Here is a 20,937-nt window from a genome sequence, read left to right on the forward strand (position 1 = left end):
ACCCTCCGGCGGTGGTGGCGGCGGCTTCCACGGATTCGAGGCCCTTCGAATCCATCGGCCCCTCCCGGCGGCGGTGGGACACTCCCGGGATGGCGATGAGGCTGCAGCTGGACGCAGGGGCCTGGAGCAGGTCGCGGTTCGCCACGTCTCCGGCCATGGAGGTCCTCGGCGTGCTGCGGCAGCGCGGCCGGCACCCGGCCGCGCACGCACGGGAGTGGCACGCCCGTGCCCGGCGGGCACTCCCGCCGGAGCAACTGGCGCTCCTCGAGGACCTGGTGCCCGCCGATCACAGCTACGCCCCGGATTTCCTGACGCCGGTGCCACGCCCCGGCGAATCGACGCGGGAGGTGGCCGCCCGCATCGCGGCGACCCCGGGCGAGGAGGTCGACTACCAGCTCGACATCGCCGTCCGCGGTCGGCGCGTGTGGCCGCACGTCCTCGCGCTGCACCGGAGCGCGGCGGCGTACGAGCGGTGGCGGCGGCCGATGCCCCCGGCGCTCGCGCGGGTGGCGCGCGACGGCGGTGCCGCGGTGGCGACCGCCGCCGCCGCGGCGATGGCGACCCTGTTCGAGACCGTGCTGGCGCCGGACTGGGCACGGGTCCGCGCGGTGCTGGACGCCGACATCGGCCACCGTGCCGACCGGATGGCCGCGCACGGCGCCGCGGCGGTCTTCGACGACCTCGGCGAACGGATGCGGTGGACCGGCACCGAACTCGTCCTGGAGCGCGACTACTCCGGGGTCATCGACTGGGCCGGCGAAGGAGTGCTGTTCGTGCCCGCCACGACGCACGTCGGACCGGTGCTGTTCGCCGCCGAACGTCCGCACACGCCGGTGCTGGTCTACCGGGCACGCGGCATCGGCGCTCTCGGGGAGCGCCCGTCGGGTGCGGAGGCGTCGGCCCTCTCGGGCCTCGTGGGCGTGACCAGGGCCACCCTGCTGGCCGCGCTCGACGTGCCCGCGTCCACGCTCGACCTGAGCCGGAGGACCGGCTGGAGCAGCGCCACCGTCTCGTACCACCTCGGCATCCTGCTGCGGGCGGGGCTGGTCGACCGCCACCGCCGGGGCCGCGTCGTCCGCTACGCACGGACCGGCCTCGGGACGGCGCTCGCGACCTCATCGGCGGACGCCGGTCCGCCGGCCGCACCTGCCGCCCCGGGCGGACCGCGTGTCCCGCGTCGACGAGATTCGGACGACTTCACCTGACATATTTCGCCATGGCGCGACGGGTGATCACGGAGTCTGTCAGGTCGGTGCGTGAGGCGGACGAACCTGCACCTCAAGGTCCTGCCACGGCGGCGGAGTTGGGGAGCAAGGGGTGCGTATCGCCACGGACCCCCGCCCTCCGGGTTCGTGCCCGGCCTCACGTGATCACTTCCGTGAGGCATGGTGGCGAGCCTGCGCACGCCTCGCCGGAGGCACCCGGTGAGGCCGTCGACCAACTGTTCGTTACGGGGGATTCCATGAGGCATGTGAACCATCAGTCGGAACGCGTCCGGCACCTGCACACACTCGGTCCCCACGGCACCAACCTGGAAGCCGCCTCCCACGAATGGCTCCGGCGCAACGGCGTCCGGGGAACGGTGGAGCTGCACGCCTCGATCGAGTCCGCGCTCGAAGCCGTCCCGGACGACGGACAGCACGCGCTGGTCGCCTGCGCGGTCTACCCCGCGCTGCACACCCTGGTCTTCGGGAACCTGCACCGCCTGCAGATGATCGACAGCTTCGTCATGCCGACGCACAACATGGTGCTCGCCACCGGCGGCACGGCCCGGCCGGCGACCGTCGCCTCCCACCCGGCGCCGAAGGGTCTCATCCCCGCCGGCGCGGAGTTCCGGGAGGTGCTGAGCAACTCCCAGGCCGCCATCGACTGCGCCGAGGGACGCGTCGAGGGCTGCATCACCACCATCGTCGCGGCCGAGAACCACGGACTGCGCGTGGTACGGGACTTCGGCGCCGTGCCCATGGTGTTCACCGTCCACCAGGTGCTGGCGGTCGGCGCCCAGACCGAGCGCCCGCTCCCGGCGGGAGCCGCGCTGTGAACCCCGCGACCGCTCCCGTCCCGGCCGGCCTGCTCGCCGACGCCGACGAACTGACCGGCTCCCTCGTCCCGATGGTCGACCGCTTCCGGGCACGGCAGGAGGACGACGGGACCGTCCCCGACGCCACCGACGCGGACCGCGCGCTGCTCGCCCGCATCCGCGACGAGGCGTGCGCCTGGTACGCCCGGCGCGGCGGGGACGCGCAGGGCAGCGCGCTGGCGGCCGACGTCGACGACTGGCTCGCGGCCGGCCTGGACACCCGGCCCCACTTCGCCCGCTCGCGGGACGCCCTGCGGGTGCCCGAGGACGGCGAGGCCGTCTTCTTCCTCGCGCCGCTGCAGAGCACCAACAGCGCGCCGCCCGTCGGCAAGCGGCTGGACTGCTTCTTCGCCCTGCGCAAGGAGCCCGCCGCCCTGCCCGAGCTGGCCGTGTCGTATCCGCACCCCAAGAACAACTGCCAGTCGCTGGTGCTGATCACCGGCAGCGCCGGGTTCCGGCAGGGCAACTGCCTGGTCTTCTTCCCGGAGAACGTGGCCGCTCACGACAAGATCACCGAGCAGCCCTACGCCATGTTCTTCTACAACAAGATGCGGAAGATCCACGAGACCTACGCGCTCACCGGGGCGGAGGCCGTCCTGACGCCGGAGTCCCTGCCCCGGGCGTCCACGGGCCTCGACGCGGACGTGTGCTTCGAGGCCCGCGCCATCTGGGGCTATCTCCACGACTCGATGCACTACCAGGGACTCTGGCCGTTCGACGAGCACATCTCGCTGAAGATGAACTGGTTCGTCGGCCTGCTGGAGGAGATCAAGGTCGATGCCAAGACCGTCCTCGCCTGCCAGGACGGCGACGTCGTCCCGTTCGCCGAGGAGCAGACCGACATGATCCTGCTGGAGCGGATCTTCCGCTACCCGCAGGCGGACGACGCCACCCGCAACTTCGACTCGGGCACCGGGGTCTTCCTCTACTCCTGGCTGCGCGAGCACGGCGCGCTGGCCGGCGACCCTGCCGGCGGCGCCCTGCTCCGCTTCGACCGGGCCAAGGCCCTCGACGCCCTGCGGGAGTTCGTCGCCACGGTCGAGAAGCTGGAGGCCGAGGTCACGACCGACGACGAGTACCGGGCGGCGGCCAGGGAACTCGTACGCCGGTACCTTCCCGCCCCCGAGCCCGCGCCCGCCGGCGCGCCCCGGCAGCGGTACGCCTTCACCGAGGACCAGCGGGTGCTGCTGCGGGCCAAGCAGGGCCTCGACCGGATGCCCGCGCTGGAGTTCGAGCGCGCCGAATGGTGACGGACGGACCCCCGCGCACCCACCGGGGCGGGCTCCTCGTGGTGCCCGCCCTGTCGGTGCTGATGATCGCACTGCTGGCGGCCGGCTGGCTGCTGGCGGGCCATCTCGTCGACGGCGCACCGCCGTTGCTGGTGGCGGCGGGCCGGACCGCGGCCAGCTTCGCGGTCATCACCGTCGTCGCCCTGCTGCACCCCCGGCTGCGGTCCGAGGCCCGTACCGCGGCCGCCCGCGGCGGGAGCGTGGCGCTGCTGGCCTTCCTCGGCTTCTTCGCGTACTACTCCGGGACCCTGCTCGGGACCGGCTTCATCGGAGCCTCCCGGGTCGGCCTGATCGTCTCCCTGCTGCCCTGCCTCACCTTCGTGATCGGAGCCCTCGCCTTCCGCGAGCCCTCCACCCGGCGCAAGGTCCTGGGCACCGTACTGGCCGTGGTCGCGGCCTTCGGATACGCCCTGGCCGACGCCTCCGCCGGCGAGGCATCCGGGACCGGCGGCGGCGCCCTGGTGAGCGGGGGCCTGCTGGCACTCGGCGGCACCTTCACCTACGCCGTGTACGGCTACGTCTACCGGCGGCGCATGGCGGACCTGTCACCGGTCGCGTCCCTGCCCGCCATCACCGGCGCGGGCACGGTCATGCTGGGACTGACGGTCGTCCTGTTCGTCCCGCTGGGCGGAGTCTCCCCGGCCGACTGGGGCGGCATCGCCGCCCTCGGCGTGCTCCTCACCGCGCCGGTCTTCCTCATCTCGCACGAACTCATCCTGCGCAAGGGCCCGTTGTTCACCTCCGCCCTCGCGCTCGTCGTACCGTTCCTGGTGCGACTGGGCGAGTGGGCCCTGGGCCGCGAGACCGCGCCGGGACCGCTCGTGCTGCTGCTGCTCCTGCTGTGCGCGGGCGGCGTGTGGCTCACCATCGGCGGCGCCCCCGCCCCCGGGCGCGCCACGACCGGCGCGGCGGAGGACGAGGAGTCCGCCGGGGAAACGGCCGGGGCGCGCACCCGGCAGGAAACATCGTGACGGCAAAGGACCTGGTGATGACGACCGACAGCCCCCGCCCCACCCTCGTGCTGGTCTACCAGCGCGCCTCGCTCCCCTGGGTCTTCGAGGGCGCGGAGCGGGCCGGCATCGACCTCGTGCTGGTGCCCCGGCCCGACGAGGCGGTGTCCGAGGACCGGCTGCCGCCCGCAGTGGTGGAGCTCCTGCGGCTGGACATCGAGGCCGACCGGGCCGGCGCGCTGGACGCCCTGCGGCGGCGGTACGAGCAGAACGCCTTCCAGGGCGTCGTCACGCTCTTCGACCCCGCCGTGCCCTTCGTCGCCGAGGCCGCGGAGCTGCTCGGGCTGCCCGGCATCGGCCGGGACGCGGCGCTCGGCGCGCAGGACAAGCGGGTCATGCGGGAGCGCCTGGCCGCCGCGGGCCTCAACGTGCCGGGCTTCGTCCGGCTGGACCGGCCGGCCGACTGGGCGGAGGCGGCGCGGCTGACCTTCCCCGTCGTGGTGAAGCCGGCCCACGGCTTCTCCAGCCTCGGCGTCACCAAGGCGGACACCCCGCAGAGCCTGAAGAGCGTCGTGGACGAGGTGTGGCGGACCAGCGAGGGCAAGCTCGGACAGGTGGACGGGCTGGTGGTCGAGGAGTACCTCGACGGCCCCGAGTTCGCCGTCGAGTCCCTCGCCCAGGACGGTGCCGTACGGATCCTCACCATCGGCTACAAGGGCGACCCCCAGGGGCCGCACTTCGAGGAGGGCGTCTACCGCGCGCCGGCCGCGCTGCCCGAGGCGGTCCGGGACGCCGTCCTGCGGGAGGTGACCGCCGCGCACAAGGCCCTCGGCATCACGGACGGCCCCACCCACACCGAGCTGCGGCTGCGCGGCGGCACGACCCCGTACCTGCTGGAGATGGGGGCCCGGATCGGCGGCTCGGGCGTCTCCCATCACGTCGTCTCCGGGGTGACCGGCATCGACTTCGCCGCGCAGGCCCTGCGCCTCGCCGCCGGCCTCGGCGCCGGACTCCCGGTCTCCGACGGGCTGCCGGCACCCGTCGGGGCCGCGGCCAACTACATCGTCCCCTGCGGCGGTCACGGACGGATCACCGCGATCCACGGCCTGGACGCACTGCGGGACGACCCCCGGGTCGACCACGTCGTGCAGATGCTCTTCCCCGGCGACGTCGTGCGGCCCTACCCCGACTTCACCGGCTACCCCGCGTTCGTGCTGTCCCGGCACGAGGACCTCGCCGAGACCGAGGAGTTCCACCGCTTCCTGGAGCGGTCCATCCGCATCGAGTACGCCGAGGTCGCCGACCATGGCCACGAGGGGCAGGCATGACCACCACCGCGTTCGACGACCGTGACGGCGTGATCTGGCTGGACGGCGCGTTCGTGCCGTGGCGCGACGCCCGCCTGCACGTCCTGTCCCACGGACTGCACTACGGCGGCGGCGTCTTCGAGGGCGTCCGCGTCTACGGCGGCCGCGCCTTCAAGCCGGTCGAGCACTTCGAGCGCCTCCACGCCTCGGCACGGGAGCTGGGCTTCCGCGTCCCCTTCGACGTCACCGAGCTGGACGCCGCGATGCGGGAGACCGTCCGGCGCCAGGACATCGTCGACGGGTACGTCAGGCCCGTGGCCTGGCGGGGCAGCGAGCAGCTCAGCGTCTCCGGAGCGGGCACGTCCGTCCACGTCGCGCTCGCCGCGTGGGAGTGGCCGCACGTCTTCTCCGGCGACGCGCGCAGCCGCGGCATCCGGCTGCGCACCTCCCGGTGGCGGCGTCCCGCCCCCGACACCGCGCCGGTACGGGCCAAGGCGGCGTCGCTGTACAACATCTGCACCCTCGCCCGCGACGAGGCCGAGGCGGCCGGATACGACGACGCGCTCCTGCTGGACTTCCGCGGACACCTGGCGGAGGCCACCGGGGCCAACCTCTTCCTCGTGATCGACGGCGCCCTGCACACGCCGACCCCGGACACCTTCCTCGACGGCATCACCCGGCAGACCGTCCTGTCCCTCGCCGCGGACCTGGGGATCACCGTCCACGAACGGCACATCGGGCCCGAGGAACTGGACCGCGCCGACGAGCTCTTCCTCACCGGCACGGCCTACGAGGTGCAGCCGGTGCGCGCCGTGGACGCCCGCTCCTACGAGGTCGGAAGCGTCACCACGGCACTCTCCAAGGCGTACACCGACCTGACCCGCGCCGTCACCGCGCCCTAGGCCGTCTCTTCCGGATCATGCCGGGCTCGCGACGCCTGGCACGCACCGTCGCGGCGTTGTCGTCAGTCAGCAACGCTCCGCGTCGACTCCCTCCTCCGCCTTGCGAGCGCACGCACCAGACGCCGCTCCCTGATCCGGCCTGATCCGAAAGAGACGGCCCAGGGGGCGGAACCCGCCGCGGCTCGTCCGCTCCGGTGGCCGTGCCGCCGCCTCCCGGCGCGGCACGCCCGCCGGGGGGGAGAGGTGCCTAGGGTCGGGGCGCACATCCGTACCCGATGTGCCGTCCGCGTCCGCGTCCCGCGCCCCGCGCCCCGCGATCCGCAGAGGAGTGATCCATGGCGTCCCGGCTCAACCCGTACATCAGCTTCACCGGCAAGGCGAGGCAGGCCCTCGACTTCTACCAGGAGGTCTTCGGCGGCTCCCCGGAGGTCAACACCTACGCCCAGTTCGGGCAGGCGCCGCCCGGGTACGAGGACAAGGTCATGCACGGCATGCTGGAGACGCCCGCCGGCTTCACGCTGATGGTCTCGGACAACCCGCCCGGCATGGACCACACCGTCGGCAACAACATCAGCATCAGCCTCAGCGGCGACGACGACACCGAGCTCCGCGGCTACTGGGACAAGCTCGCCGCGCGCGGCACCGTCTCCGTCCCTCTGGAGAAGCAGATGTGGGGCGACGTCTTCGGCATGTGCACCGACGAGTTCGGCATCACCTGGATGGTCGACATCGCGGGGCAGCCCTCCTGACCCTCCTGACCACCGGAAACGTGGGTGAGAAGCACCTCGAACACCTGGTAGATTGATGTTCGTCGCCGCGAGGGAACGAGCAGCGGCCAACACCTTGTCCGGGTGGCGGAATGGCAGACGCGCTAGCTTGAGGTGCTAGTGCCCTTTATCGGGCGTGGGGGTTCAAGTCCCCCCTCGGACACGATCGACGACGAGCCGTGCAGGCCGGTGAGAACCGGAGTGCACGGCTCGTCGCCGTATGCCCGGAACCCTCAGGAGGCCGGTGGGCTGAGGCCCGTCAGCCGGGTGAGCCAGGGGAGGTGGGCGGTGATCCTGGTGTTCACCGCGGGGGTGTCCGTGGCGCAGCCGCGGCCGTAGGAGACCAGGGCGGCCAGGGTGGGGCGGCCGGTGGGGGAGCGGTGGACCAGGGGGCCGCCGGAGTCGTACACGCAGGTGTCGCGGCCGGGGGTCCAGGTGCAGAGCTGGGCCGGGGTGAGGCCGTCGACGCCGCGGCGGGCGCAGGCGGGGTTGGAGAGGGTGTCGAGGGTGACCGTGCGCAGCACCGGTGAGGGGTCCGCGCCGAAGGAGGTCGCGCCCCAGCCGACCGCCTCCAGACGGGTGCGGGTGAACGATTCCTCAGGTGCGGGGAGCGCGACGGGGCGGACGCCGGCGTCCGCGCGGACCGGGTCCGCCAGGGTGATCACGGCGAGGTCGTCGTGCTGGGTCCGGCGGTCGTAGCGGGGGTGGATCGTGAAGCGGGCCGGGCGGGCCACGCGCGCGTGGCGGGACTCGGTCGCCGTCCGCAGGTCGTGCTCGCCGAGCAGCACCGCGACCCGGCCGGTGTCGCCGTACGAGCCGGTCAGGCAGTGCGCGGCGGTCAGGACGTGCCGGGGGCCGATCAGCGCGCCGCCGCAGAACGGGCGGTGCCGCTCGACGTCGACCAGCGCCGCGACGTACGGGTACGCCCCGGGGGCCGCCTCCCGGCCGCCGACGATCGCGCCGGCCTCGCGCGGCGCGACCGGCGCGGTCGCCAGGAGCGTCCCCAGGAGCGCCGCCGTCAGTGCTCTCGCCCGTCCCAATGTGCCCTCCATGGCCGTCGACCCAGCGTGTCCACGACGTCAACGAGCCGATGACGGGCGGGTCACCCGGCCGGAGGGGCGGCGGCTACGGCACCCGGGCGGTCCACTCCTCGGTGGCGAACTTCGTCCGGACCAACTCCTCCGCCCGGGCCAGCTCGTCCGCGGTGACCTCGCCGGCGGTCAGCCCGTACCGGTCGTGGAAGGAGGCGATCATGTTCTCGATCACCTGCTCCCGGGCCAGGCCGGTCTGCCGGCGGAGCGGGTCGACCCGCTTCTTGGCGCTCCGGGTGCCCTTGTCGGACATCTTCTCCCGGCCGATGCGCAGGACCTCCAGCATCTTGTCGGCGTCGATGTCGTACGACATGGTCACGTGGTGCAGCACGGCCCCGGGGCCGCCGTCCGGGCCGACCATCCGCTTCTGCGCGGCGCCCGCGATCTTCCCGGCCTCGGTGGCGATGTCGTTGAGGGGCTGGTACCAGGCCTTGATCCCCATGTCGCCGAGCGCGCCCAGCACCCAGTCGTCGAGGTAGGCGTAGCTGTCGGCGAAGGAGAGGCCCGAGACCAGGGACTCCGGCACCGACAGGGAGTACGTGATCGTGCTCATGGGCTCCACGAACATGGCCCCGCCGCCGGAGACGCGCCGCACCACGGTCATGCCGTGCTTCGCCGCCCCGCCGGGGTCCACCTCGTTCCGCAGCGACTGGAAGCTGCCGATCACCACGGCGGGCGACGCCCACTCCCAGACCCGCAGGGTCGGCGCCCGCCGCCCCGCGGCGACCTCGGCGGTGAGCACCTCGTCCAGCGCCATGTGCAGGGCGGGCTCCTGGGGGCCCGCGTGCACCAGCTGCCAGTCGTAGTCGCTCCACTCGGTCGCGTGGGCCAGCGCCCGCCGGACGGCGATGCCGATCCCCTCCGCGGTCAGCCCGAACATCACGGTGGACTCGGGCAGGGCCGCCGTGATCCGGGCCGCGAGCTCCGTGGCGTCCGCGGTCGAAGGCGCGCCCTCCAGGGCGCCGTTGATCGCGAGGATGGCCTCGTCGGGCTCCAGGAAGAAGTCCCCGGCCACCCGGACGTCGCGCAGCGCCCCGTCCTCGACGTCCAGATCGACGACGACGAGCTTGCCGCCGGGCGCCTTGTACTCACCGTGCACGGTGTCGTCCCCTTCCCGCGCGGGGCCGGGACCCTGGTCCGGTCCGGCCCCGGAATCGGATGAATCTACGGATACCGCGCATCGCACTCTAGGTCATGCCCACCGAGCGGCGCGGGTCCGGGGCGGTCGGCCGTCAACGGGGTCCGCCCGGCCGGGTGCCGCTCTGGTAGACGTCGGGGATGCCGTCCGCGTCGTCGTCGCGGTTCTCCTCCTCCCACAGGCGCCTGTAGAGGCGGTTGCGGCGGCGGAGGAGCACGGCGGCGAGGACGGCCGCGGTGACCGAGCCGAGCAGGACGGCGGCCTTGACGTGTTCGACCTGGGCCGGGTCGGTGAAGGAGAGTTCGCCGAGCAGCAGGGCGACGGTGAAGCCGATGCCCGCGAGGACGGCCAGGCCGAAGACGTCCGCCCAGGCGAGGTCCGGGTTGAGTCTCGCGCGGGTGAAGCGCACGGCGGCGTACGTGCCGAGGAAGACGCCGAGGATCTTGCCCGCGACGAGGCCGACGAAGACCGCGAGCGGCTCGGGGTCGGTGAACACCTTCGCGAGGGCGTCGCCGGAGAGGGCGACGCCCGCGGCGAAGAGGGCGAAGAGGGGGACGGCGACGCCGGCGGAGAAGGGGTGGACGAGGTGGGCGACCCGCGCGCCCGGCGACCGCTCCTCACCGCTGTCGAGGGTGGTGCGCAGGATCAGGCCCATGGCGACGCCGGCGACGGTGGCGTGGACGCCGGAGTGGTACATGAGCGCCCAGATGGCGACGCCGAGCGGCACGTACCACCACCAGCCCCGGACGCGGAGGCGCTGGAGGGCGTAGAAGAGGGCGAGGCCGGCGAAGGCTCCGCCCAGGGCCCGGAAATCGAGGTCGCCGGTGAAGAAGATCGCGATGATGAGGATGGCGCCGAGGTCGTCGACCACGGCGAGGGTCAGCAGGAACGCGCGCAGGGCGGAGGGGAGGTGGGTGCTGATGACGGCGAGGACGGCGAGGGCGAAGGCGATGTCGGTGGCCATCGGCACGGCCCAGCCGTCGAGGCTGCCGCCGCCCGCCGTGGCGGTGAGGGTGTAGAGGGCGGCGGGGACGGCCATGCCGCACAGGGCGGCGATGACGGGCAGTGCGGCGGTGGCGGGGGTGCGCAGCTCGCCGACGACCAGTTCGCGCTTCAGCTCGATGCCGGCGACGAGGAAGAAGACGGCGAGCAGGCCGTCCGAGGTCCAGTGGCCGACCGAGAGGTCGAGGCCGAGGGCGGGTATCCCGACGTGGAAGTCCCGTATCGACTCGTACGCGGCGCTCCACGGGCTGTTCGCCCAGAGCAGCGCGACGACCGCGGCGGCCAGCAGGACGAGTCCGCCGACCGTCTCCGTTCGGAGGGCTTCGGCGACGGCTTGGCGCTCGGGCCAGGGGAGGAGTCCGAAGACGGTCTTGCGAGGGCGTGCCTGGGTCATGGGGAGGAAGCCTCCGGGCATGTCGGCAGGTGGGCGCAGAGGCCCTTCGGACGCCGACCAGACTTCCCGGCACACCGGCATCGTGTTCTTGATGCGTTCTTCACACCCTATCGGGTGCGCGGGAGTCTCACCACGGCGTCTCCGATCCGCTGGAACAGGGGGACCCTGCTCGGTCCGTCGCCCGCGTGATGGCCGCCTCGACGGCCGTGATGCGGTCGGCGAGGAGGCCGAGGGCGGCGACCGCACGGGCCGTGGGGTCGTCGCCCGCTCCGGCGAGGGAGCGGGACCGGACGTGGGCCGCGGTGATATCCGTCCAGCGGGCGGCCTGCCCCGGGGTGAGGGTGCCGCGCAGGGCGGCGAGCCTGAGGAGGTTGGCCTCGGCGTCGCCGGTCAGGGTCTGGGCCTCCGCCTTGTAGTGGTCGTCGACGAGCGCGGCGAGCTCGGTGGCGTCCATGGCCGGCGAGATCCGGGCCGCGATCTTGTTCATGGTGCGGTACGAGCCCTGGAGCCGGAAGGGCGGCTCCGCGCGGGCGTCGTCGGTCTGGGCCGCGGAGGCGATGTAGGCGTCGTTCACGGCCAGCACGGTGGTCCGCGCGGCCAGCAGGTGACGCAGGACGGCGAGGATCCGGTCGAGCTCCGCGGGGGCGTACGGGTGGGCGAGCCGGGCCCGGGACGCCGTCGGGTCCCCGGCCGCGAGCCGGGTCAGCAGCTCCAGGTCGGCCCGGTCCCGCCCGGCCAGCGGAGCGAGGTCCGGGTGGGAGGTGAGGGCGTTCTCGACGAAGCTGAAGGCGAAGGCGGCCTCCCGGCCGCTGAGGACGTCGCCGAGGTTCCACACGTCGGCGCGGTCGGCGAGCATGTCGGGGACGCGGAAGCGCCGTCCGGACTCGGTGTACGGGTTCCCCGCCATGCACACCGCGAAGCGCTTGCCGCGCAGGTCGTGCCCGGCCAGGCCGCGGGTGGTGTCGCAGAGGGGGATGAACTTCTGCAGGAACTCGGCCGAGCAGTGCTGGATGTCGTCCAGGTACAGCATCACGTTGGTGCCCGCCGCGAGCGCGAACGCGATCTTCTCCAGCTCTCTGCGGGCGGTGGCGTCGGGGGCCTCGGCCACGTCCAGCGAGACCGTCCGCTGCCCGAGGGCCGGGCCGTCGACCTTCACGAACAGCAGCCCGAGGCGGTCGGCGACGTACTCGACGAGGGCCGTCTTGCCGTAGCCGGGCGGGGAGAGCAGCAGGAGCAGGCCGTGGCGGTCGGCGCGCCGGCCGGCGCCCGCCGCGCCGAGCTGCTTGGCGAGGCTGTCGCCGACGAGCGGCAGATACACCTCGTCGACGAGGGTGTTGCGCACGAAGGAGGACATGACCCGGGGCCGGTACTCGTCCAGGCGCAGCCGGGCCCGTTCCGCCGCGACGAGTTCGCCGCGGCGGCGCTGGTACGCCCGGAAGGCGGGGACCTCGTCGGCGGCGAACCGGGCCGTGCGGAGCAGGAACTCGTCGAGCCGCAGCTCCAGCGCGCCCGCCCGCAGCCGCGGGTGGCTGCCGAGCAGTCCGGAGACGGTGGCGGCGGTCGCGCCGTCGACGTCGTAACGGCCCAGGTCCGGACAGAGTTCGACGGCGGCGGCCTCGGCCAGGACGCCGTCGTCGACCGGATCGCCGGACGCGTCGGCGTAGGCGCGCAGCCAGCCCTCGACGAGCTGCCGCCGGGCCCCCGGCTCCGGCACCGCTCCCAGGTCCTCGTCGAACGCGTCGGTCCCGACCGCCTTGCGGAACTTCTCCAGCAGCGCGCGCGCCTCCGCGGAGAACGCGAACCCGTCCGGCCCCGCGGCCAGTTCCTCGACGAGGTACGCGGCGGCCGCCGGATCGCCGGCGCGCTCGGCCAGTTCGCGGCGGAGCCCGTCGAGGCCCGGCGCCGTCCCGAACAGGTCACGGGCGCGGCTGAGGGAGACGGCCCGCCGGGACCAGGCCGCCCGCTCGCCGTCGGACGCCGTGTGCGCCCAGAACAGCTGGGCCCGCGCCCTGGCGGCCGCCGGGTGGCGCAGCGGGCCGGCGCGCTCGTGGAGCCGCAGCACCGCGGCGAGGATCGCCGCCGCGTCGTGGTCGTGCACGCCGCGCTCGTACCCCTCGTCGTACGCGGCCTCCGCGGCCCGCCGGACCAGGGCGGGGAGGTCGGCGGCGGCGAGGGCCTCGACGCCGTGCTCGGCGAGGAGGCGGGCGGCCAGGTACTCGGAGCGGTACACGTCCGGCGACTCGGACGGCAGGGTGCGCTCCCAGCAGGCGCGGGTGTCCGCGAACGCCGGGTCGTCGGTGACGGGACGGCGGTAGTCGGTGCCGGTGAGCGCGAAGGCCAGGCCGCCGTCGTGCGGGACCAGGGTGAGCTCGGGCGGCCGGCGCTGGACGGCGAAGCGGTGCCGGCCGAGGCGGAGCACGTCGCCGCCGTCGGCGTACAGCTCGGAGCGGTCGCGCAGGGCCCGGCCGGCCTCCTGCCGGGCGGCCGTGAGCCGCCCCTCCAGCTCCTCGGCGCGCACCTGGTCGCCGAGCTCCCGCAGCTCCTCGGCGGTGCGCCGCACCTGGGCGACCATGGGGTCGGAGGCGAAGTACGCGTGGACGTCGCCGGCGCCGTCCAGCGCGACGGCCCGCCGCGCGACCGCCTCCAGGATCCGGCCCGCGGACTCGGCGAGCCGCGCGGCGCGGCGGGCGCGGGCGTCGGTCAGGGCCTGGCGGCGGGCGGCGAAGGCGTCGTGGATCCCGGTCCGCTTCTCGTCCAGTTCGCCGAGGAAGCCGTCGTGGTCGGCGAACCGCGACGCGAGGTTCTCCAGCCGCAGCAGCAGCCCGCCGAGCCGGGCGTCGCACTCCTCGGGCGTGTCCGCCCCGGCGAGCTCCCCGGTGACCGCCTCGGCGAGCAGCGCGAACTCGGCGGTGAACGCGGCCCGTCCCTCCCGGTCGAGGAGGTCGGCCCGCCGCGCGTCCAGGGTGGCCCGCGTGGCGTTGAGGGAGCCGAGGAGGTCGGCGACCCGTTCGAGGACGGTGGTGCGCGCGGTGGCGTCGGCGGCGTCGAGGCCGGCGACGACCTCGCTCAGGGTGCGCAGTCCGACGGTCTGCTCGTCGAGCCGGCCGGCGAGGTCACGGGTGGCGGCGACGCTGTCGGCCTCGGCCGCGGCGGCGCCGAGCCGTTCGGCCTCCGCCCGCTGCTCGGCGAAGGCGTCCGCGCGCCCGAGGAAGGCGACGGCGCGCCGCGCGGCGGCGGCCAGGTCCTCCTCGGCCCGGCGGGCCAGGGCGTCGACGGCGTCCGTGTCGGCGTACCGCAGCTCCTTCACGGCCAGCAGGTCGCCCTGCGCGCGGCGCAGTCCGGTCAGCCGGGAGATCCACTCGCGCGCCGTGGCCGGGGTCTCCCCGCGGACCCGGCGGGTGAGCCGGGCGAGGTGTTCCCCGGTCTCCGCGAGGGCGGCGGCGGCCCGGTCGGTGAGGGTGGCGACGGTCTCGAACTCGGCGAGCACCTGCCCGGCGGTGGTCCGCAGGGTGGTGAGCGGCGCGGCGAGGTCGCCGGTCTCCGGGTCGCCGAGCCAGTGGTGGGTGTCGGCGGCGCGGTCGCAGGCGGCGATCAGCGCCTCGTACGCCGCGCGGTGGGGGACGGTCTCGGCGGCCTGGCGGGCGACGGCGAGGCAGTCGGAGATGCCGCGGACCAGGTCGGCGTTGCCGAGCCGGGCCAGCGGCCCCGTCCCCGCCGGGACGGCATGGGTGTCGGCCGCGAACGGGGTCCGCCAGATCTGGACCGGGTGGACGCGGCCGGGCTCGGCGCCGGTGCCGCGCAGGACGGCCATGGTGCCGTCGTCGAGGAGGGCGTGGGCGCGGCCGGCGACGGGGCGGGCGATCTCCTCCCGGACCCGGTTGTACGGCAGCAGCAGCGACCGGCCGTCCGCGGGCGCCCGGAAGGCGTAGAGGACGTCCTCGTCGTGCGGCGAGGTGACGGCCCCGTCGAACTCCATGCCCTCGGTGTCGGTGTCGAAGGTCCGCACGGTGCCGTCGGCGAGGCAGTAGCCGCCCGGGAACACCACGCCCCGGTCGTCGGGCAGCCGCAGACAGGCCCGGCCGAGGCCGTCGACGCGGGTGACCGCGCCGGTGAGCGAGTGGAAGACCAGGTGGCGCGCGGTCTCCTCCCGGTAGGGGAGGACCCGGACGAGGACCAGCGGTCCGACGACGGCGTGCGCGACCTCGGCGTCGGCGAGGGCCTGCAGGGGCTCCTCGACGGGCTCGGCGTACACGCCCTCGGCGCTCTCCGGGTCGTTCTCGGTCTTGACGGTCAGCGCTCCGCCGACCGTGGAGACGAACAGCCGCCCGCCGAGCGAGAGGTGCGGGTGACGGCCGGGCACCTGGTCCTCCCGGGTGGCGGCCACCCAGTCGACGTCCTGGCCGGGCGGTGTGACGAGGTCCCGTTCCCCCTGGGCGTCCAGGAAGCGGCACTCGCCCGACGGGCCGACCGCCCAGCGCAGGACCCGCAGGTCGTCGGCCTTCTCGCCGGTACGGAAGACGGCCAGGAGCCGGCTCTCCGTGCGGCGCAGCCGGACCAGGCGGGCGCCGCGGAAGTAGCGGTGCAGGGCGGCGAACTCGCGGACGAAGGCCGGGTCGTCGAGCAGCCCGGGCACCGCGTCCTCGGACCGGGCGGCCAACTCCCGGTCGTACAGGGCGAAGACGTCGGCGACCCGGGGCTCCGCGGCACCGGCGCCGGCCGGCCGGGTGCCGCCGAAGAGCAGCAGCCCCCCGACGGCCACGACGTCGGTCAGGACACGGGGAGCCTCCGTCCTCGCCTGCCCCGTCCCGGCGAGTTCCAGCTCGCCCGAGCCGAACGCGCGCGTCCTGGCCTCGTTCAGCGCCTGGGTCCGCGCGGCCAGTTCGGCCGCCTGCGCGGTCAGCCGGCCGCGCAGCACGGCGTACGCGTCCTCGTCGACGCCCCGCGGTCCGGTGCCCGCGCTCTCGGTGTTCAGCCCGCTCATGTCTCTCCCGTTCGCTCCGCGGAGGGCCGGCGCCGGGACCCCCGTACCCGGCGCCGGCCCTCCCTTCCTTGGTCGTCCGTCAGTTCGCCGCCGTGCCGTTCGGCACGCGGCTCTCCGCCGGCGCGGCGGCGGTCGGCAGGCCGGAGCGCATGACCTTCGCGAGCAGCGCGGACACGCTGAGGTTCTGCACGTCGGCGCTGGAGAGGGAGCCGAGCACCGTCGTCAGGTCCTCGGTGAAGGAGCCCTCCCCGTCCAGCCAGGGTCCGGCCAGCGCCCGGGCCGTGGAGGAGTGGTCGACGAAGCCGTCGACGGCCTTGCCGAGGGCGACGGACTGCACGAGCCGGTCGAGGAAGACGGACTCGCCGCCGACGATGTTGATGTCCGCGTTCTCCAGGCCGGTGGCCAGCACGGCGGCCTGCGCCTCGGCGACCTGGCGCTGCACGTCGAGTCCGGCGAGCCGGATGTCCTTCTCGGCCTCCAGGCGGAGCCGGTACTCCTCGTGGGTGCGGGACGCCTCGTCGAAGGCGGCGACGGCGACGGCCTTCTGGTTCAGGCCCTCTGCCTCCGCCTTGAGCTTCTCGCCGATCGCGGTGGCCTCGGCGAGCGCCTTGGCGCGCAGGCCCTCGGCCTCGGCGCGCAGCCGGGCCTCGGTGGCCTCCGCCTCGGCGCGGCCGGCCTTCTCGGTGGCGTCGGCCTCCTTCTCGCGGACCTGGGCGGCGGCCAGCCCCTCGGCGGCGGCCTCGGCCTGCAGGCCCTCGGCGAGCCGGATCTTGGCGCGGGCGTCCAGGTCGGCGGCCTTGTGCCGGGCCTCGGCGAGGGTGAGTTCCTCCGCCGCGCGGTGCACGGCGGCCTGTTCGGCGGCCTCTGCCGCCTTGATGTCCTTGACCAGCTTCTCCTGGGCCTCGGCCTCGGCGGCGATGACGAGGGCCTGCCGCTCGCGCTCGGCCTCCTCCACGGCCCGCAGCCGCTTGATGGACTCCTCCTGCTCGGCGACCGTGCGGTCGACGGCGACCCGCTCGCGGATCACCTCGGCGATCTCCCGGCGCTCCGCCTCGACCTCCTTCTCGGCGGAGATCCGGGTGAGTTCGGTCTCGCGGTCCCGGGCGATGACCTCCAGCATCCGGTCCTTCTCGATCCGCTCGTTCTCGACGGCGATGACCCGCTCGCGGTTCTTCTGCGCGACCGCGACCTCGCGGGCCTGGTTCTCCCGCTGGATGCCGAGCTGTTCCTCGGTCCGCAGGAAGGCGCTCTGGGCGCGCAGCCGCTCCTCCTCGACGATCTTCGCGGTTTCGGCCTCCTCGCGGGCCCGGACCGTCTCGATCTCGCGGCGCTGCTTGATCTCGGCGTCCGCCTGGCGGCGCTCCAGCTCCAGGATGGCCTCCCGGGCGTCGACGTTCTGCCGGGTGAGCTCCTTCTGCTCGTGCTGCCGCAGCTCGTTGGTGCGGACGTTCTCGGCGGCGGTCAGCTCGGTGATCTTGCGGATGCCCTGGGCGTCGAGGATGTTCCCGGCGTCGAGGTGGGTCAGCGGCGTCTGCTCCAGGTAGTCGATGGCCGCGTCCTCCAGGCTGTAGCCGTTGAGGTCGATGCCGATCAACTCGATGATGCGGAAGCGGAGTTCCTCGCGCTTGGTGTAGAGGTCGGTGAAGTCCATCTGCTTGCCGACGGACTTGAGGGCCTCGGAGAACTTGGCGTTGAACAGGTCCTGGAGGGTGGCCTGGTCGCTGGCGCGGGCGGTGCCGATCGCCTGCGCGACCCGGATGACGTCCTCGACGGTCTTGTTGACCCGGACGAAGAAGGAGATCCGGATGTCGGCCCGGATGTTGTCCCGGCAGATCAGGCCGTCCCGGCCGGTCCGGGAGATCTCGATGGTCTTCACCGAGATGTCCATGACCTCGGCCTTGTGGAGCACGGGCAGGACCACCTGCCCGGTGAAGGTCACGTCGACCTTCCGCATCCTGGAGACGATCAGTGCCTTGCCCTGCTCCACCTTCCGGAACAGCCGGCCGACCGCGAACAGCGCCGCCACGGCGGCGAGCAGGACGACGGCGGCGAGCACGCCGACGCCCGAGGTGATGGCATCCATGAGAGAGAACCCCGAGTCGATCGAAGAAGCAGACGAAGAAGAAGACGAGGGAAGACGAGGGAAGACGAGGGAAGACGAGGAGAAGGCGAAGGCGAGACGGCTCCGCGCCGCCGCTCAGACGGAGGTGCGCGAGGGACCCGGTTCGGGCACGGCGCCCCGCGCCGCGCCGGCGGAGGCGGCCCGCCGTCGGCGGCCGGCCAGGCACGTCGTCAGCCGCCGGGCCAAGACCAGCGCCCCCGCGAGCAGGACGACGGAGAGCGGCAGGCGCCACGCGCCGGGCAGCCCGGACCGGCCGAGCAGCACCATGCCGGCGACGTCGAGCACCCAGCCGGTCACGACGAAGACGGACGCGGCCGTGGCGACGGGCAGGTCACCGAGGCCCAGCGCTCCCCGCTCCGCGTCGGAGTCGAAGGCGTCCGGCGCGACCGCGCGGCAGAGCACCAGCACCCGGAAACCGATCACGGCGACGAGCGCCGCGGTCAGGACGAGCGCGGGGAAGCCGAAGGCCGCGTCCATGAGTTCGCCCATGCCCGCCTCCCCCCGTCCGGTGCTGCCGCACTCCGGCAGCGGTGGCGCCGCCGCGGCGCCACCGGGGCCATTCTGGCGGGAACCGGCCGGCGGCCGCATTGCCGGAGTCCGGCAGTCTTGACGACTTCTTGATGCCGGGCTTCACCCCCTCGGGGCCGGTCAGAACTCCTTGGCGGGCCAGCCGAGGAGGCGGGCGCCGATCACGGCGGTCTGCAGGGTGTAGCGGCTCGCGGGGTCGGCCGGGTCGGTGCCGGTCAGCCGGTGGATGCGGTCCAGGCGGTAGGTGACCGCCCGGACCGACAGGTTCAGGTTCTGGGCGGTCTTCGTCGTCACGCATCCGCTGTCGAAGTAGGCGGTCAGCGTGTCGAGGAGCGGTTCCGCCCCGCCGCGGGAGGACCGCAGGGGATCGAGCGTGCTGCGCACGAGGTCCTCCATCGCCTGCCGGTCGCGGGTGAGGACCGGGTAGACGAGGAGGTCGGCGGCGTGCAGGACCGGCGCGTCGAGCCCGAGCCGGTCGGCGAGGTCGAGCGCGCCGAGCGCCTCCTCGTAGGAGTGGGCGACCCCGCGCGGCCCGGGCTGCGGCCGGCCGATCGCGGTCTGGCCCCCGCCGGTGGCGGCGTACGCCTGCTTGGCGAAGGAGGCGAGGACCTCGCGCTGGTCGCCCGGGGCGACGCAGACCATCCGGCCGCCCTTCGTGGTGAGCAGGATGTGCCGGTCACCGAACCTCCCGATCAGCGCCCGTTCCACCTGCTGAGGGGCGGAGTCGGCCTCGGTGTACGGGTGGGGGCCGCGGGCGACGGCGACCGCGTGCGCCCGGGAGAGGCGCAGCCCGAACCGCTCGGCCCGCTCGGCCGTCCGGCCCAGGTCGCTGCGCCCGTACAGCAGGTCGTCGATGAACTCGCGGCGCTCGGCCTCCTCCTGCCGGACGGCGAGCCGCTGGGCCCGCTCGAACCCCGAGGAGAAGGCGTCGACGGACTGCTCGACCGCGGAGAGCAGGTCCAGGGCCGTCCTGCGGTCCAGGGTCTGCTCGGGCCAGGCGGACCGCACCGCGCGGAGCTGGCCGCCGACCAGTTCCCGCAGGGAGTGTCCCGCGCGGGCCGCCTCCTCGCCCGACTCCCGGCGGCGTTCGATCTCGCCCCGGGTCAGGCGCCGGCCGGTGGCCACGACCTCCGCGAACAGCGCCGCGTACGCATGGGTGTCGTCGTCCGTCATCTCCCCGCCCCGTTCCCCGCCCGGCCCTCGCCGTGACCAGGAGACCGCCCCCTGGACTGCGGCCGACCAGCGGACGATCCTAACGGCAGGGCCCCGCGGGGGCACCGGCCGCGGGCGTCGGCCGCCCGCCCGCGGCCGGTCCGCGGAGGCCCCGTACCGGTTGTCCGACCCGCGTGCTTAGCTGGACGCATGATCGAATCCTTCCTTGAGCACGTCCTCGACGGCGGTACGACCGAGGTGGAGGAAGCGGTCCGCAAGGCGGCCGCGGCGGAGATCATGCCGCGCTTCCGCCGGCTCGCCGACCACGAGATCAGCGAGAAGAAGGGGCCCTACGACCTGGTGACGGTCGCCGACCGGGCCGCCGAGGAGCACCTCACGCGGGCGCTGACCGCCCTGCTGCCGGGCTCCGTCGTGGTCGGCGAGGAGGCCGTGGACGCCGACCCGGGGCTGTACGGCGCGTTGCGCGGCGACGCGCCCGTCTGGATCGTCGACCCCGTCGACGGCACCCGCCAGTTCGTCCACGGCGATCCGGGCTTCTGCAGCCTCGTCGCCCTCGCCCGGCACGGCGAGGTCCTCGCCTCCTGGACCTACGCGCCCGCCCTCGGCGAGCTGGCCGTCGCCGTGCGGGGACGCGGCGCGACGCTCGACGGGCGGCCGCTCCGCTGCGGCTCGCCCACCCCGGGCGCGGTCCTGGAGGTCGCCACCTCGCACCCCGACTACACCACCCCGGACCAGAAGCGCGCCCTGCTCGGCCTGGTCACCGAGGGCGTACGACCCCGGCCGTGCGGCTCGGCCGGCCTGGAGTACCTGTCCCTCGCCCGCGGCACCCTCGACGCGACGGCCTTCAGCTGGGAACTCGCGTGGGATCACGCCGCCGGGCTGCTGCTGGTCGCCGAGGCCGGCGGCGCGCAGGCCACCGTCACCGGCGAGCCGTTCCGGATCGCCGGGGGCAACACGCTGCCGTTCACGGCGGCGCGGGACGCGGCCACCGCCGAGCGGATCCGCGCCCTCCTCGCCGGCGCCCCGGCCGGGGACTGACGCGTGGTCACGAGGCCCGCCCGGCCGGGGAACAGGCCCTCCGCCGACCGGGGCCGGCCGCGGAACCGCCCCTTCCCGCACCGGGGCCGCCACCCCGGTCCGGCGGCGGAACCGGCGGCTCCCGAGGGGCCGCGCCACCGCCGGGGGACACGGGCCTATCCTGGCCCTGCCGAAC

The 20,937-nt window shown here is 74.4% G+C and carries 15 protein-coding genes and 1 tRNA gene; 9 read left to right on the plus strand and 7 right to left on the minus strand.

Translation table 11 applies throughout. The features are described from left to right. Positions 1-89: 89 nt before the first annotated feature. The 8 genes from ABFY03_RS29600 (at position 90) to ABFY03_RS29635 (ending at position 7,458) form a co-directional block, all read left to right on the plus strand. Positions 90-1,205: a helix-turn-helix domain-containing protein gene (locus ABFY03_RS29600; protein WP_346171229.1), complete on the plus strand. Its 1,116-nt coding sequence runs from the start codon at positions 90-92 to the stop codon at positions 1,203-1,205. Between the two features lie 266 nt (positions 1,206-1,471). Further along, the gene (locus ABFY03_RS29605; protein ID WP_319009107.1) at positions 1,472-2,041 is read left to right on the plus strand and encodes a type 2 periplasmic-binding domain-containing protein; all 570 of its coding nucleotides are present in this window, start codon (positions 1,472-1,474) and stop codon (positions 2,039-2,041) included. Then, positions 2,038-3,330: a DUF6421 family protein gene (locus ABFY03_RS29610; RefSeq protein ID WP_346171230.1), complete on the plus strand. Its 1,293-nt coding sequence runs from the start codon at positions 2,038-2,040 to the stop codon at positions 3,328-3,330. The genes ABFY03_RS29605 and ABFY03_RS29610 overlap by 4 nt, the downstream gene beginning before the upstream one ends. After that, the gene (locus tag ABFY03_RS29615; RefSeq protein ID WP_319009105.1) at positions 3,324-4,340 is read left to right on the plus strand and encodes a DMT family transporter; all 1,017 of its coding nucleotides are present in this window, start codon (positions 3,324-3,326) and stop codon (positions 4,338-4,340) included. The genes ABFY03_RS29610 and ABFY03_RS29615 overlap by 7 nt, the downstream gene beginning before the upstream one ends. Positions 4,341-4,357: 17 nt before the next feature. Continuing rightward, on the plus strand, positions 4,358-5,647 hold the full coding sequence (locus ABFY03_RS29620) for an ATP-grasp domain-containing protein (RefSeq protein ID WP_346171231.1): 1,290 nt from the start codon (positions 4,358-4,360) through the stop codon (positions 5,645-5,647). After that, positions 5,644-6,528: a branched-chain amino acid aminotransferase gene (locus tag ABFY03_RS29625; protein WP_346171232.1), complete on the plus strand. Its 885-nt coding sequence runs from the start codon at positions 5,644-5,646 to the stop codon at positions 6,526-6,528. The genes ABFY03_RS29620 and ABFY03_RS29625 overlap by 4 nt, the downstream gene beginning before the upstream one ends. 335 nt (positions 6,529-6,863) lie before the next feature. Continuing rightward, complete coding sequence (locus ABFY03_RS29630; protein WP_319013357.1) at positions 6,864-7,277, plus strand: VOC family protein; 414 nt, start codon at positions 6,864-6,866, stop codon at positions 7,275-7,277. A 96-nt stretch (positions 7,278-7,373) separates the two neighbouring features. Further along, positions 7,374-7,458 (plus strand) — tRNA-Leu (locus ABFY03_RS29635). Between the two features lie 70 nt (positions 7,459-7,528). Here ABFY03_RS29635 and ABFY03_RS29640 read toward each other — a convergent pair. The 7 genes from ABFY03_RS29640 to ABFY03_RS29670 form a co-directional block, all read right to left on the minus strand. Further along, positions 7,529-8,335: a S1 family serine peptidase gene (locus ABFY03_RS29640; RefSeq protein ID WP_346171233.1), complete on the minus strand. Its 807-nt coding sequence runs from the start codon at positions 8,333-8,335 to the stop codon at positions 7,529-7,531. Positions 8,336-8,420: 85 nt separating this feature from the next. Then, positions 8,421-9,485, minus strand: a complete 1,065-nt coding sequence (gene lplAB, locus ABFY03_RS29645) for a lipoate-protein ligase LplAB (RefSeq protein ID WP_346171234.1) — start codon at positions 9,483-9,485, stop codon at positions 8,421-8,423. A gap of 133 nt (positions 9,486-9,618) precedes the next feature. Continuing rightward, complete coding sequence (gene nhaA / locus ABFY03_RS29650) at positions 9,619-10,920, minus strand: Na+/H+ antiporter NhaA (protein ID WP_346171235.1); 1,302 nt, start codon at positions 10,918-10,920, stop codon at positions 9,619-9,621. A 127-nt stretch (positions 10,921-11,047) separates the two neighbouring features. Beyond that, a complete protein-coding gene (locus tag ABFY03_RS29655) occupies positions 11,048-15,901 on the minus strand; it encodes a DNA repair ATPase (RefSeq protein WP_346171236.1) in 4,854 nt (1,617 codons plus the stop codon). 79 nt (positions 15,902-15,980) lie between these two features. Next, a complete protein-coding gene (locus ABFY03_RS29660; RefSeq protein WP_346171237.1) occupies positions 15,981-17,984 on the minus strand; it encodes an SPFH domain-containing protein in 2,004 nt (667 codons plus the stop codon). A 114-nt stretch (positions 17,985-18,098) separates the two neighbouring features. Continuing rightward, entirely contained in the window at positions 18,099-18,512 is a 414-nt protein-coding gene (locus tag ABFY03_RS29665) for a hypothetical protein (protein ID WP_346171238.1), read from the minus strand. A 159-nt stretch (positions 18,513-18,671) separates the two neighbouring features. Beyond that, positions 18,672-19,724 (minus strand): PucR family transcriptional regulator, encoded by a 1,053-nt coding sequence (locus tag ABFY03_RS29670; protein WP_319013350.1) that lies wholly within the window; start codon positions 19,722-19,724, stop codon positions 18,672-18,674. A 189-nt stretch (positions 19,725-19,913) separates the two neighbouring features. Between ABFY03_RS29670 and ABFY03_RS29675 the strand changes: the two genes are divergently transcribed. Beyond that, positions 19,914-20,762 carry an inositol monophosphatase family protein gene (locus ABFY03_RS29675; protein ID WP_346171239.1) on the plus strand — a complete coding sequence of 283 codons (849 nt, stop codon included), beginning with the start codon at positions 19,914-19,916 and terminating at the stop codon, positions 20,760-20,762. Positions 20,763-20,937: the final 175 nt, after the last annotated feature.

Source organism: Streptomyces roseofulvus (genome assembly GCF_039534915.1).
Classification (GTDB): Bacteria; Actinomycetota; Actinomycetes; order Streptomycetales; family Streptomycetaceae; genus Streptomyces; species Streptomyces roseofulvus.